The following is a 12,312-nucleotide window of genomic DNA, read 5'->3' on the forward strand; positions in this document are numbered from 1 at the left end:
GGTCCCTGCCGGAGGCGCCGGGGGTTGAGTGCGGGAGGTTCTGGACGGCGCGGGCCGTACCGGCCTCGTGCGGCTCGCGGCTCTTGGCCGAACCGCTCGCCCTACGGGACGCGGTTCCTGCGTACGGCCCGCACACAGGCCGGGTGCCACATCCTGCGGCGTTCCACACCGCGCGCCCCGGATTACCTGCCGTCGTCCTCGAAACCGGCCTCGGCGAGTGCCAGCATGTGCGCGGCCGTCAGGGCGTTGCGCGGATCGGCGGCCGTGTTCAGCAGCCAGGCCGCCGCCGCGACCGACTCGCCGGGCGGGATGACCAGCAGCTCCCAGCGGCCCACCGCGCCACAGTCCAGGACGATGGCGTGCGCCTCCGCGTCCACGGCCGACAGGGTCACGTCGATCACCCTGCTCGGCGCCAAGACCGTGCGCGGGGCGTCGGGCCAGGCGACGGCGTCCACGATGACACGGGCGACGGTGCCGCGCCCGGGGTCCAGTGAGCCGACCAGGGCGGGCAGCTCCAGCTCCAGCAGGTCGCAGCGCGGCCACCAGGCCCCGTCCAGCGGACCGCGGCCGGCGCCCGGGGCGAGTGCCAGCCGGGCGAGGGGCATCCGGTAGGTGTGTGCTCCCTCAGGGGAGCCACCCTCGTCCGACGTGCCGGTGACGTTCATCATGCGGTCCCGTCCCGAGCGGCTCATGGCCGTTCGCTTCCGCCGTACGCCGAGAACGGCACCGCCATGGTCGCGCTGCGCGAGATGCCCTCGGTGGAACCAGCGTACGTGCGGGCCGCCGGCCCGCGCCGTCCGAAGCCCGGATGGGCCGGAAGGTGCCGGTGCGAGACGACGACCCGAGCGGAACGAGGAGAGCGCGGCGCCGGGGCCTCACTGGTCCGAGTAGCCGATGTCCCCGATGGTCCACGCGCTCACGTCCTCCAGCGCGACGCGGTACATGCCTCCCGTCTCGGGGATGCCGAAGCTCCCCTGGAGGATCCGGGCGACGTGGAAGTGGAGGTGCGTGGGCGGGCCGTCACCGTGCTCCGGCGGGCCGTCACCGTGCTCCGGCGGGCGGTCGCCGTTGCCCGGGGGCGGGCTGAACGCGGCGGCGAACCGCCCCAGGTGCTCGGAGTCCCGCAGGACTTCGGCCACGCGTTCCTTCCACAGGGCTTCCGGGGCGAGCCGTCCCGTGATGACGGCTCCGGGAATCACCACGGTCAGGGACATCTGACTGCTGTGCTGCGACTCCACCATCGCAGCGATGGCGACGAGCAGGTCGTCAGGGCGCTTCATGTCTCGGGAGCCTAGCCCGACGACGGGTGTCGGCGCACGGCCGGAAGCCGAGTCGTCACCAGCCCAGCATGCCTTCGTCGGGACGCGCGTTGCCGGCCGACCTGACCGGAGGGGTGTCGTGGCAGGTGAAACCGAGGCGGGTCAGTGCCCGGCGCATCTCACCCGAGGTGAAGTCACGGCGGTCCTGTTTGGTGATCACTTCCCCGACCTGCATCACGGGGTAGACGCGGCGGCCGATGGTCACGGCCACGCCGGTGACCGGTTCCGGCTTGATGCCGCTCATCGACTGCTCGACCTCACTCTTGATCAGGTCGAAGGGGAAACGGGCGATGACACAACGCATGGATGCCTCCACAGAGTTGGGGGATAAACACCGAAGGGGCCGACCGTGCGACGGCGGTCAGTGGCGGTCAGTATCAGTAGGGGAGCGCGAGGACGCCCAGGGCATAGCCGTGCTCGTCGATCACGGGGGACACGTCCAGGGCCCGGCCCCGCATCGCGGCCTCGGCCTCGCCGAGTTCGGCCCCGGAGGAGGTGAACGGCCCGCGGTCCAGCGGGATGTCCCGCAGCCGCGTCCGGTCGCCGTACCACGAGCCGCCGCGGTACGCGGAGAGCTGGGCCAGGGTGACAAGACCCGTGCACCGCCCGTCGTCGTCCTGGAGGAGCAGGTGCGGGACGCGGGCGCCGAGGAGCACGGACAGGGCCACGTCGACGGTCATGTGGCCGTCCACCTGGGGTCCGGGGGCGTCCATGGCGTCACGGGCGGTCAGGCCGGTGCCGTCGGCGGGCCGGGCCTGCGCCGGGGTCGGAATCGGCGTCAAGGGCTTCTCCTCTTCGTCGGGTCGGCAGGACGGGCCACGGCCCGTCCCGACCACGGGGAGCGGATGTGCGTGCCGGACTAGGGGTCGTTGCGCGGAGCGGAGCGCTGGCTTCGGACGGCGGTCCGTCCGGCCCCGCCCCGGCCCGCGGCCCGTCCCCTGCGGCCACGACCGCCGCGTCCCTTCCGGCCGGGATCGGCTGATCCCGTGCGGTCGCCCGGCCCGGCGGCCGGTGCGGTGACGGTGACGGGCACGCCGGAGGGGGTCCGGGCGCCGGTGATGCGATGCAGTGCGTCCTCGCCCGGGCGGATCTGGGCGGTGCGCGGCGTGATGCCGGCGTCGGCCATCAGACGGTCCACCGCGCGCCGCTGGTGCGGCAGGACGAGGGTGACGACGGTGCCGGACTCGCCGGCGCGGGCGGTACGGCCGCCGCGGTGCAGATAGTCCTTGTGGTCGCCGGGAGGGTCGACGTTCACGACGAGGTCGAGATCGTCGACGTGGATCCCGCGGGCGGCGACGTTGGTGGCGACCAGGGCCGTGACATGGCCGTCCTTGAACTGGGCGAGCGTCCGGTTGCGCTGCGGCTGGGACTTGCCGCCGTGCAGGGCGGAGGCGCGCACACCGACGGACAGCAGGTGCTTGGCCAGCCGCTCCGCCGCGTGCTTGGTGTCCAGGAACATGATCACTCGGCCGTCGCGGGCGGCGATCTCGGTCGCGGCGGCGTGCTTGTCGGCGTCGCGCACGTGCAGCAGATGGTGGTCCATGGTGCTGACGGCGCCCGCGGACGGATCGACCGAGTGCACCACGGGGTCGTGGAGGTAGCGGCGCACCAGGAGGTCGATGTTGCGGTCCAGGGTGGCCGAGAACAGCAACCGCTGGCCGCCGGGGGCCACTTGGTCGAGCAGCGCGGTCACCTGGGGCATGAAGCCCATGTCGGCCATCTGGTCGGCCTCGTCCAGGACGGTGACGCCGACGTCGTCCAGCCGGCAGTCGCCCCGCTCGATGAGGTCCTTGAGGCGGCCGGGCGTCGCCACGACGACCTCGGCGCCGCCGCGCAGGGCACTGGCCTGGCGGCCGATCGCCATGCCGCCCACCACGGTGGCGAGCCGCAGGCGCAGGGCGCGGGCGTAGGGGGCGAGCGCGTCGGTGACCTGCTGGGCGAGTTCCCGGGTGGGTACGAGTACGAGCGCGAGCGGCTGCCGGGGCTGGGCTCGCTGTCCGTCCAGCCGGGCCAGTACGGGCAGGCCGAAGGCGAGCGTCTTGCCCGAGCCCGTGCGCCCGCGGCCCAGTACATCCCGTCCGGCCAGCGCGTTCGGCAGTGTGGCGGCCTGGATCGGGAAGGGCACGGTCACGCCCTCGGCGCCGAGCGCGCTCAGCAGCCGGACGGGCATGTCCAGTTCGGCGAACGTGGCGACCGCCGGCAGCGGCTCGGTGAGGGTGACCGGAAGGGTGAACTCCTGCGGGCGTGTCGTGACGCGTGTCCGTGGGCCACCGTTGCGCCCGGTGGCCGGGCGGGGACTCTGCCGGCCCTTCTCCTGGGCGCGGAAGCGGCCGGCGCTACGGCCGGTACGGCGGGTGCGGTTCATGATGGAACCTTCCTCGATGCGGCGTATCGAGGAATTCCGTCCAGCGGTACACAGCCGCATGAGGATTCACAAGAATGAGCCGAGGGAATGCGAAAGTCGGCCCTCTCGGCACTGAAGCCGGGGGTTGTGAAGAATGCGAGAGATCCGGGAATCCCGGGAATCTGGAAAGTAACGAGCTGGGGCCCGCACCCCAAGAGTGCGGGCCCCAGTCACATGTTCGCGTCAGCGTCAGGCGGGAACGATGTTCTCGGCCTGCGGGCCCTTCTGGCCCTGCGTGACGTCGAAGGTAACCTTCTGGCCTTCCTGAAGCTCGCGGAAGCCGGAGGTGGCGATGTTCGAGTAGTGGGCGAACACGTCAGCGCCGCCGCCGTCCTGCTCGATGAAGCCGAAGCCCTTTTCCGCGTTGAACCACTTCACGGTGCCAGATGCCATATTGAATCTCCCTTGGGGGGCAGTGCCGGAATCCGCACTTTACGGATCCGAGTCGCCGCGATGATCACCCCTCCGGAAAGATCCGGAAAGCTCTGCAAAGAATAAAATCTCTGGCAACCAAAACTGCAACTGCTATCACGCTAACACAGATCGAGTGGAAGGCCCCACGGTTTTTCGGGGTCGATCAGGCGTTCTCATCCCGTGGCAGCCCGTATTTCTGTAGCGGCGGGACTAGGTATCCGCACCGTGCTCGCCCAGCCTCCGGCGCATTTCCCGGTTCAGGCGGAGGGCGTCGTCGAGCTGGTCCTCAAGCGAGATGATGCGGCAGGCGGCCTCGATGGGAGTCCCCTGGTCGACCAGCTCACGGGCCCGGGCAGCGATGCGCAACTGGCGGCGGGAGTACCGGCGGTGGCCGCCTTCCGAACGCAGCGGAGTGATCAGCTCCGCCTCGCCGATGGCCCGCAGGAAGGCCGGGGTGATGCCGAGAACGTCGGCGGCCCGCCCCATGGTGTAGGCGGGGTAGTCGTCGTCGTCGAGGTTCCCGGCGACCGGGGCGTTGTCAGCGGGCATAGCACCTTTGTTTCGGGGACGCGGCCAGGTGCCCGGGCGTGTGCGGCGCCCGTGCTGCGAAGGACTCGGCACCCTCTGCCTGGTGCGACAACCCTAACTCCGGCAGGCGCGAGGATGTGGCCCCGCCGCAGCAGACTTTCCGCTGCCGCGCGGGCAGGGCCGCGCACGGTCAGCGCACCGGGCGCCGGCGGGCGCGCCGGGACATCACCACGCCGACGAACGCGAGATCGGCCACGAAGAGCACGATGCCGATGGTCAGCAGGTACCCGAGGCCGTCCGCCGTGGCACCGATGATCCCCAGGGCGACGGCCCCCAGCAGGACCAGCAGAAAGGTCACCGGCACCCCGACCACCTCCTGGCGCGGTCAGCGCCGGGCGAGTTGGCGTTCACCATGCTCACCCGGCCGGTACGCCATGTCGTAGTAGCGGAAGATCGTCTCCTCCTGCTCGGCGGGCAGTACGTCGTCGGTCCCGATCGACGGTGCCTTGCGCACCGTCCCCTTGGCATGGGTGACCCTGACGTACCCGGGGCCCAGGACCGCCTCGTCGAGCGGTACGAAGACCAGACGCTGACGGGTGGGCAGCCCCGTACGGACCGTGGCCATGGTCGGTTCGTCCGTGGCCGTGTCCACGTAGACCGCTTCGAGGGTGCCGATCTTCCGCCCCTTGGGGTCGACCACGTCGTGTTCGCGCCACTCCCGGACATCGGCCGCGCGGATCATGCCCGCTCCGTGTCTCCGCCGCCGGAGGCGGTGGAGAGGGGCTCGGCACCGGTGTCGACGAGTATCCGCCGGGCTCCTTTGACGTTGTCGGCACGCACCGCCTGGGCCATCGCCGCCCGCGCCGCGGCGGGGGGTGTGTCAGGCGGTACGACGAGCAGGGAGAAGAGGTCCTGATCGCCTCGGGTGACCAGGACGGTGTCGTCGCCCACGGACGACGCGTCGATGTGCACGACCCGCCCGTCGACGACCAGCCGCGTCGGCAGTCCGTCCCAGGCGGCGGAGTCCAGGCCGACCCGGGAGACCGGCCCGAGGTGTTCGGTCAGCGCGCCGATCAGGCCGGGCAGCTCGGCGGCGATGTCACGGGAACGCGGCCACCACGCCCCGTCCAGGACGCCCCGGCGGTCATGCGTCGTCTCCATCCGCAGGAGGGCCGTCCCGGGGCGCAGGGACTCGTGGGCGCCGTCCGGGAGCAGTCCCGTCGCGGGCGGGGGATCGGTACCGGGCACTGTTCTCACCTGCCTGTGCGGTCCCGCCGGCGGCTCCGGGGTACGGGCGCGGCGGGGAGGCCGGGAAGATCTCCTGGTCTTCTCGTTCCACGCTACTCCTGCGGCTGTCCGGCGGCCGGACGCACCGGGTACGGGAACCGTGCGCGGCACGCCGCGAGTGAGCGCTCACCGACTCGTCGATCACGCCTGTATCGACCCGACTTATCGGCGTGTGTTTCTGGAACAGAGGAGGCGCTGTGATCACGAACTCCTCCATCCGCTCCCTGCAACGCATTCCGTAGACCGCGGCGGCGAGGGCGGTCAGCCGGGTGGTTCGGTCCCTGCCGCGTTCGACGGCGTCGGTACGACACCGGGCAGCGGGGCCATCACCCAGGTCCCGTTCTCCCAGGTGACCGTCTCGGTGACGCGGACGGGTCTGTCCTCGGTACGCGCGGTGCCGACCATGTCGACTCGCCATACCCCCTCGAACTCCGAGGTGCGGCTCCATCGGACGTCCCAGTCCTGTCCGCCGTACGCCTCGGTCCGGGCGCGGGCGTCCTTGTCGCCCTGAGGGTGGGCGTCGAGAAGGCGGGCCAGGCCGCTCTCGTCCGACTCGTTGAGGAGCTCCACGTAGTCGTGTAGGAAGCGGTCCTGGTCCGCCAGGTCGGGGGGCTTCACCTCAGCGCCGTCCCCACCACCGCACGCGGTGAGCAGTACCGCGCAGAGCACGGCCAGTCGCATTCGGGTACCGCGCCACACTGCTCCTCACCGACTTCCGGTAGGTGTTCGTCGAATGGTAGGCGGCGTAGGCGACTTCACCACCACCTTGCAGTCGATGGCTCCAACTGTGCTTGAAACCACAGAGCACGTGGAGTTCGTATGGCAACCGGAACGACAGACGCGCCCAGCAGCACATCCTCTGGAACACCGAACCGCGAACCTTCGAACTCTCCCACGCCTGGACCTGTCCGGCCGCGGCAGCGCCTGGAGGCGACATCCATGGCGACCGCACTGATAGGGGCGGTCGGTGGGCTGCTTGCCGCGCTGATCACGGGACTGTTCACCCTCGCAGGGACCGATCCCGGCCCTCCGGAAGGCCCTCCCAAGATCAGTCTTGACTCGTGGACCGAGCAGCCTGGCTCCACCCCGTCGAGCAAGACCTATGAGTTTTCGGGAACGGTGACCCGTGCCACGGAGGGCATGGTGATTCACGTCATTGCCGAGGAATCGCAGTCGGTTGCCGAAGCGGTGCCTCCGGCCGGCAGGTCCCACGAGTGGCGGGTCTCTCCCAGGGCGGACATCCTCCAGGACGGCCGGTGGAAGGTCACGTGGACCGTCGAGAACCCCCCGAGCAGGGCGCGCTGGAGGGCTGTTCTTGTCAATCCCGAAACGCAGCTGCCCCCGTCATGCGGCGAGTGCAGCATCAACGTCCCCTCTTACCTCGATGACCTGAGGAGTGAGGGCGTGCACTCGGAACGTGTGCTGACAGCCGGGACGGCCAGGGCGACCAGACAGTCCTAGAGGAGAACGGCAGCGGTGTGTCGACGACGATGCGGCTGATGCCGGGCCTGGACCGGGGAGCGGGTCTGCCGCGTCGGCGGGCGGACGAGGTGCTGGAGATGGCGGGCCTGGGGTCGGCCGCGAACCGGCGTGCCGGTGGTTTCCCACCCGGGATGCGGCAGCGGCTCGGACTCACCCACGACGGCCAGGCCCCGGAGGTCACCGTCCGCGACAACGGAGGCGGCGGCTCGGCTCAGTTCGTCCCCCGCTCCCGCCGCCCGTCCGTGCCGTACAGCCGTGCCGAGGCGTCGACATGGGCCAGTCTGCGCAGGGCGCTGAACACCGCCTCACCGAGTACGGTGCCGATCACCACGCTCTCCACCATGTCCTCGACCGCCACGCGCCGGTCCACGTCGGTGCTGATCCTCGGCCGACGCAGCGGGCGCCGGGATGGTCACGGTGTCGAAGGAGCCGTCGATGATCCGGGCGGCGAACTCCGCCAGCCGCAGGTGATGGGCGCGCGCGTACGAGCGGAACGCGGCGAAGGCCGCGTCCACACCGCAGTTCCACCGCTCGGCCAGCACGCCCTTGACCTGCTCGATGAGCACGCGGGCGGTGAGCGCATGCTCCACCTGGCTCTTCTCCACGTGCGCCTGCTCCAGGGTGCGCTGCTGGAGAATGGTGATAGTGGCCACGTCGGCGAGGGCCCGGGCGAGGGCGATGCCGTCGTCACCGAGCCGGCGCGGGGCGGTCTGGAAGAGGTTCAGCGCGCCCACGACCCGGTGGCGCAGCCGCAGCGGTACGGCGTGCGTGGTGACGTAGCCCGTGGCGCGGGCCTGCGGGGTGAAGCGGGGCCAGGCCGCGGCCGCCAGCGAGCCGGTCAGGTCGATGTTGGAACGGGCCGCGCCCGAGCGACAGCACTCGACACAGGGGCCCTCGTCGTGCTGGAGGGCGAAGAGCTCCAGGAGGCGGGCGTGCTCGTCGGAGGCGGCGATGGTCCGCAGTTCGCCGCGCGCGTCCGCGAGGACGATTCCCGCGGCGGCGATACCGAGCAGTTCCACGCATCGGGCCGACAGCCGCTGGAGCAGGTCGATGACGTCGAAGTCGTCGATGAGGGAGTCAGCCACCTCCACGAAGACTTCCGCAAGGCGTCGTTCGCGAGCCAAGCCGATCACCCCTTTCCAGCTGGACGCTGATCACCGGCCGTGTCCTGATCTCCGGGTCGAAGCGCCCTGGACGCGCTGTGCGGTGTTGCGGCCGTCGCCGGCACGCACGGGCGGGCCGCCCGTGGACCCTCGCCGAGCACTACGCCGTGGCTTCCGGCTCCCCTCACTCCGACCCGGGCCGGGAACGTGTCCCGTGCCAGGCGTCCTGGGCGGTGGCGTACCGGGGAAAGCGGCCCAGGAGTCCGCTCGCGCCCAGCACCATCCAGGCGCTGGCCGGGCCGCGCACCACCCGCACCCAGCCGTGCCGGGCACGACAGTCCGCCCAGGCCGCGCACAGCGCGTCCAGGGCGCTGCAGTCCATGAACGTCACGTCGCTCAGATCGACTATGAGGAAGAGCCGCCCGGCGCCCGCGCGGGCTTCGGCCAGGGTGCGGGCGAAGGCCGGAGCGGTCGTCAGGTCCAGTTCGCCGCGGGGGCGGACCACGCGGCACTCGTCGTACAGCTCGGGCGGGTCCGGAAGATCGGAGTGCGGGCACACACGGCCCAGCTCCCTCTGTCGCTGGTGATGCTCGCTGGTGCGCAGGGCCTCTGTTGCGCGGAAGGGACTGCACGGAGAGGGCCGGGGTCACGGGCGACCGCACGCTGAGCGTACTGCGCGGCACCGGCCGGGCGGTGCCGACCGGCGTAGCTCACGTCGGAGCAGTGCTATTTGACCGCCGGTGACCGTTCGTGACGCCTCACGCGCGGAAACGGCCGATACGTGACCGGTGCCGTCCCCCTTCGCCAGGCGCCATTTCCCTTGTCGATGGGGAGTACGGTGGAGGTGTCGAGGGCATCCCGCACACCGGTGACCGAACCAGTCTCGTCCTCGTCGCGCACCGACACGGACCGTTCCGGTCCGGGGCAGGGGCTGTCCCATGACATCCGAAACCACGCACCTTCCGGACCGCTCCGAGGGGGTGGGGGGCAGGGTGGAGGTGCGCATCGTCTCCGACGACGCCGAAGCAGCCCGGCGCGTCGCGGACGCGCTCCGGCTGATGTTCGCCGGCGACGAGCAGCGCAGCTATCCCGTGGGCCCCTCGGGGACCGGGACGCGACTGCACCTGACGCTCAACGCCGCGCATGCCGCCGGCCCGCTCCGCTCCTGGCTCGACACCAGCAGGCCGCCCGTCGACCGCACTCACCGGGGCGAGACCGGCTGACGGTCCACAATCGGGCGCTCACCCCGAAGAGGCGCAGCCCCTGCCCCCGGCCGCACTCTTCACGCCGAGGCCCGGGAGACTCCGTGTCCCCCAGTCCCACCAGCCCTTCGCGTGGCATCCCGTCGGACGGCACCCGTCCCGTCCGACGGACCGGTCAGGAGCTCTCATGACACTCGCCCCGCCACCCTCGGGTCCCTCCCCGACCGATGCCCGCCTGCGGCTCGCGGCCCAGACACCTCACGTCCGGCAGGCCCGGCGCATCGACGGCGCCTGGTGGCCCCGCTCGTACGACCTGATCACGGAACTCCCCAGCCTGCTCGGCGGATTGCCACCAGCCTGGGGACAGATCACCAGCATCGTCGTGAACGGCGGCAGGTGGACGGCCTCTCCCGGTCGGCTGCTCATCGCCAACCAGGTCGTACGTCTGCGCCGGACGAACGTCACACAGGCCGAGGACACCGTCTGCCTGCTGGCGCCGGGTCTCGGCCGGTGGGACCTGCTGGTGGTGCCCCCCGACGCGGCGGAGTCGGAGGCCGGGCAGCTGATGGACCGCTGCGTGTGAGGAAGCCACGGCATCAGGAGTCCGACCGGAACGCCGACTGGAACGCCGGCTGGGCGAACGGCTGGGGCGTGGCCTGATCGCGGTCGGTCAGGAGATCGTCAGCGCCGCCTGTCCGAGGCGGGCTCCTGTCCGTCCTCGGACAGCGAGGTCTCGTCCTCCCCGAAGTCCGGGGCCTGGAAGGGGTTGGTCGTCGGAGGCGGCAATGCCGCAGTGGAAGAGCGGGACTGCCCTTCCGGAGCGGAGAACAGCGATGTCAGATGGATGAGAGGTCTGCCTTTCGTTACAGGTCCCTGAAGGGACCTGGCGTGCCGTGACCGGGCACAGCGGTCCTACAGCTTGGTCATCTTGGCGTACGGGCTCAGGACCCGCACTTGCGTCGAGCCGAAATCGACGAGCACGGCGATTCCGTTTTCGAGGCCGATCACCCGGCCGAGGCCGTACATGTCATGGGTGACCTGGTCGCCCATGGCGAAGTGCTTGCGGATCGGTGTGGCCGGGGCCTTGAAGGGGCTGGTCGGCAAATGGCGCTTCGGTGCAGCAGGCTTTGTCATTGCCTCCAGTATGCGCCTACGAAAACTGGGCCACTGTCGGGACCGAATCCGGCCGACCGCGGCAAGACCGGATCGAAAACCCACTGATCATGGTCCGGAGCCCTCGCAGGCGACGAACGGCACGGCCGGGTGCGCCCTCCGCTCGACCAGCCGTTGCCGGTGGCGCGCTTCAGCCGGTCTTCGCCGACTCGTCGAAGAACCTGATGATCCGGGGCAGGGCTTGCCGTACCGATGCGTTGTGGTCGTAGTCGCCGACGTCGGTCAGCCGAGGCGCGGCGCCGTTCCTCGCCAACTGGTCGGCACAGTACGCCGAGTGACTGAAGTCGATGTCCTTGTCGCCCCGGCCGTGGAAGATCTCCACCGGTACGTTCGGCCGCCAGTCGCACGTGTTGTCCATCGGGCGCAGCTTCTCCTTCAGGACGCCGTCCGGCTTGCGGATCTTGTTCAGGAAGTCCTCGGTGAACAGGTCCCTGGAGGCCATGGGGATTTCGCTGACGATCTGCCCGACGGTGTGGTGGCCGTCGAAGAGACCCTCCACCTTGCTGTCGTAGGGGGAGCGGAAGGCGTCGCCGGGGGCTGTGTAAAGGCCGTACATCCTGTTCCAGGCGATGGCGAAGTAGGCGAGGTAGATGCTGGCTTTGGCGATCTTGTCGTCGGCCGCGGCGGCCTCGAAGGCCGAGAGGTTGTAGGGGCCGCTGACCGGGGCGAGCGCCCCCAGCCTGAAGTAGCGGTCGGCGCCCTTCTGCTCAAGCGCCCGGCCCACCAGCATGGTCGCGGGGCCGCCCTGCGAGAACCCGCTGACCTGAACCTTCCGCTTCAGCTCCCGGCCGGTGCGGTGGGCGAAGGTCCGGGCCGCGCGCAGGCCGTCCACCGACGCCGCGACGGTGGCCCGAGGGTCACCGTAGGGGTGGAAGCCCTCGCCCGAGCCGAGGCCCACGTAGTCGGGCGCCGAAACGGCCCGCCCGGTCGAGGCGAACAGCAGGGCGACGAGCCGGTCGTTCGACCTCGGATTCTCCGTGGCGACGTCCCCCCGGTAGACGGTGGTGCCGTGCAGCCAGGAGACGGTGGACAGGTGGCGGGCCCCGTTCTTGGGCAGGACGACGAGCTGGCTCGCGGTCGTGGGGGCGCCCGCGCTGTCAGTGGTGCGGTAGGTGACCCGATAGGCGGTCACGCCGTAACGGACTTGGGACGAGTCGATCTTTCCCCGGAGTTCCCCGGCCACTTCCTCCGCTGTGAGGTCGGCCGCTTGCTCGACGGAGACGACGGCCCCGCCTTGGGCCCGCCGCTCGCTGGGGGAGCCGGCCGCCGCCGAGACCGGGGCCGGCAGGGCGGACACACTGCCGAGGACCGCCGCACCAGCCAGAATCCGGATTCCTGTTCGCCGTAAAGTCATGGATGGATCATGTCCGTCGGGCGCTCCGCCGGGCCATGGAGCGACC

18 protein-coding genes and 1 pseudogene are annotated in these 12,312 nt (G+C 70.8%); 3 read left to right on the plus strand and 16 right to left on the minus strand.

Annotation, left to right across the window (positions count from 1 at the left end; genetic code table 11):
- Nucleotides 1-182 precede the first annotated feature (182 nt).
- From AQI70_RS07940 to AQI70_RS07985, 11 genes are all read right to left on the minus strand, one after another.
- The gene (locus tag AQI70_RS07940; protein ID WP_244181519.1) at nucleotides 183-692 is read right to left on the minus strand and encodes a DUF5994 family protein; all 510 of its coding nucleotides are present in this window, start codon (nucleotides 690-692) and stop codon (nucleotides 183-185) included.
- A 183-nt stretch (nucleotides 693-875) separates the two neighbouring features.
- Complete coding sequence (locus AQI70_RS07945; protein WP_003999504.1) at nucleotides 876-1,280, minus strand: hypothetical protein; 405 nt, start codon at nucleotides 1,278-1,280, stop codon at nucleotides 876-878.
- A gap of 55 nt (nucleotides 1,281-1,335) precedes the next feature.
- Nucleotides 1,336-1,623 carry an SCO5918 family protein gene (locus tag AQI70_RS07950; protein ID WP_062145876.1) on the minus strand — a complete coding sequence of 96 codons (288 nt, stop codon included), beginning with the start codon at nucleotides 1,621-1,623 and terminating at the stop codon, nucleotides 1,336-1,338.
- A gap of 73 nt (nucleotides 1,624-1,696) precedes the next feature.
- Nucleotides 1,697-2,101, minus strand: coding sequence for a CBS domain-containing protein (locus AQI70_RS07955; RefSeq protein ID WP_079051193.1), 405 nt, complete (start codon nucleotides 2,099-2,101; stop codon nucleotides 1,697-1,699).
- Between the two features lie 77 nt (nucleotides 2,102-2,178).
- Entirely contained in the window at nucleotides 2,179-3,684 is a 1,506-nt protein-coding gene (locus AQI70_RS07960) for a DEAD/DEAH box helicase (RefSeq protein WP_062145878.1), read from the minus strand.
- A 228-nt stretch (nucleotides 3,685-3,912) separates the two neighbouring features.
- Entirely contained in the window at nucleotides 3,913-4,116 is a 204-nt protein-coding gene (locus AQI70_RS07965) for a cold-shock protein (protein WP_007383480.1), read from the minus strand.
- Nucleotides 4,117-4,347: 231 nt separating this feature from the next.
- Nucleotides 4,348-4,686 (minus strand): MerR family transcriptional regulator, encoded by a 339-nt coding sequence (locus tag AQI70_RS07970; protein ID WP_062145880.1) that lies wholly within the window; start codon nucleotides 4,684-4,686, stop codon nucleotides 4,348-4,350.
- A 169-nt stretch (nucleotides 4,687-4,855) separates the two neighbouring features.
- On the minus strand, nucleotides 4,856-5,029 hold the full coding sequence (locus tag AQI70_RS39555) for a hypothetical protein (protein WP_167358887.1): 174 nt from the start codon (nucleotides 5,027-5,029) through the stop codon (nucleotides 4,856-4,858).
- A 21-nt stretch (nucleotides 5,030-5,050) separates the two neighbouring features.
- On the minus strand, nucleotides 5,051-5,407 hold the full coding sequence (locus AQI70_RS07975; RefSeq protein ID WP_062145882.1) for a PRC-barrel domain-containing protein: 357 nt from the start codon (nucleotides 5,405-5,407) through the stop codon (nucleotides 5,051-5,053).
- Nucleotides 5,404-5,913 (minus strand): DUF5994 family protein, encoded by a 510-nt coding sequence (locus AQI70_RS07980; RefSeq protein WP_062145884.1) that lies wholly within the window; start codon nucleotides 5,911-5,913, stop codon nucleotides 5,404-5,406. The genes AQI70_RS07975 and AQI70_RS07980 overlap by 4 nt, the downstream gene beginning before the upstream one ends.
- 300 nt (nucleotides 5,914-6,213) lie before the next feature.
- A complete protein-coding gene (locus AQI70_RS07985) occupies nucleotides 6,214-6,633 on the minus strand; it encodes a hypothetical protein (RefSeq protein WP_062145886.1) in 420 nt (139 codons plus the stop codon).
- A gap of 258 nt (nucleotides 6,634-6,891) precedes the next feature.
- Between AQI70_RS07985 and AQI70_RS07990 the strand changes: the two genes are divergently transcribed.
- On the plus strand, nucleotides 6,892-7,413 hold the full coding sequence (locus tag AQI70_RS07990) for a hypothetical protein (RefSeq protein WP_062145888.1): 522 nt from the start codon (nucleotides 6,892-6,894) through the stop codon (nucleotides 7,411-7,413).
- A gap of 232 nt (nucleotides 7,414-7,645) precedes the next feature.
- Here AQI70_RS07990 and AQI70_RS38395 read toward each other — a convergent pair.
- From AQI70_RS38395 to AQI70_RS08000, 3 genes and pseudogenes are all read right to left on the minus strand, one after another.
- Nucleotides 7,646-7,804 (minus strand): annotated as a pseudogene (locus AQI70_RS38395) (MerR family transcriptional regulator); the annotation flags it as partial.
- Nucleotides 7,740-8,567 (minus strand): GAF and ANTAR domain-containing protein, encoded by an 828-nt coding sequence (locus tag AQI70_RS07995; protein ID WP_063801557.1) that lies wholly within the window; start codon nucleotides 8,565-8,567, stop codon nucleotides 7,740-7,742. The gene AQI70_RS07995 and the pseudogene AQI70_RS38395, both read right to left, overlap by 65 nt.
- 154 nt (nucleotides 8,568-8,721) lie before the next feature.
- Entirely contained in the window at nucleotides 8,722-9,096 is a 375-nt protein-coding gene (locus tag AQI70_RS08000; RefSeq protein WP_062145890.1) for an STAS domain-containing protein, read from the minus strand.
- Between the two features lie 379 nt (nucleotides 9,097-9,475).
- Between AQI70_RS08000 and AQI70_RS08005 the strand changes: the two genes are divergently transcribed.
- Nucleotides 9,476-9,760 (plus strand): hypothetical protein, encoded by a 285-nt coding sequence (locus AQI70_RS08005; protein WP_062145892.1) that lies wholly within the window; start codon nucleotides 9,476-9,478, stop codon nucleotides 9,758-9,760.
- 166 nt (nucleotides 9,761-9,926) lie between these two features.
- On the plus strand, nucleotides 9,927-10,322 hold the full coding sequence (locus tag AQI70_RS08010) for a DUF5994 family protein (RefSeq protein ID WP_062145894.1): 396 nt from the start codon (nucleotides 9,927-9,929) through the stop codon (nucleotides 10,320-10,322).
- A gap of 329 nt (nucleotides 10,323-10,651) precedes the next feature.
- On the opposite strand, the gene AQI70_RS08015 is transcribed toward AQI70_RS08010, so the two are convergent.
- Nucleotides 10,652-10,873, minus strand: coding sequence for a hypothetical protein (locus AQI70_RS08015; RefSeq protein ID WP_062145896.1), 222 nt, complete (start codon nucleotides 10,871-10,873; stop codon nucleotides 10,652-10,654).
- A gap of 169 nt (nucleotides 10,874-11,042) precedes the next feature.
- Nucleotides 11,043-12,266, minus strand: coding sequence for a lipase family protein (locus AQI70_RS08020; RefSeq protein ID WP_062145898.1), 1,224 nt, complete (start codon nucleotides 12,264-12,266; stop codon nucleotides 11,043-11,045).
- Between the last annotated feature and the right edge of the window lie 46 nt (nucleotides 12,267-12,312).

Source organism: Streptomyces curacoi, from assembly GCF_001513975.1.
GTDB lineage: Bacteria > Actinomycetota > Actinomycetes > Streptomycetales > Streptomycetaceae > Streptomyces > Streptomyces curacoi.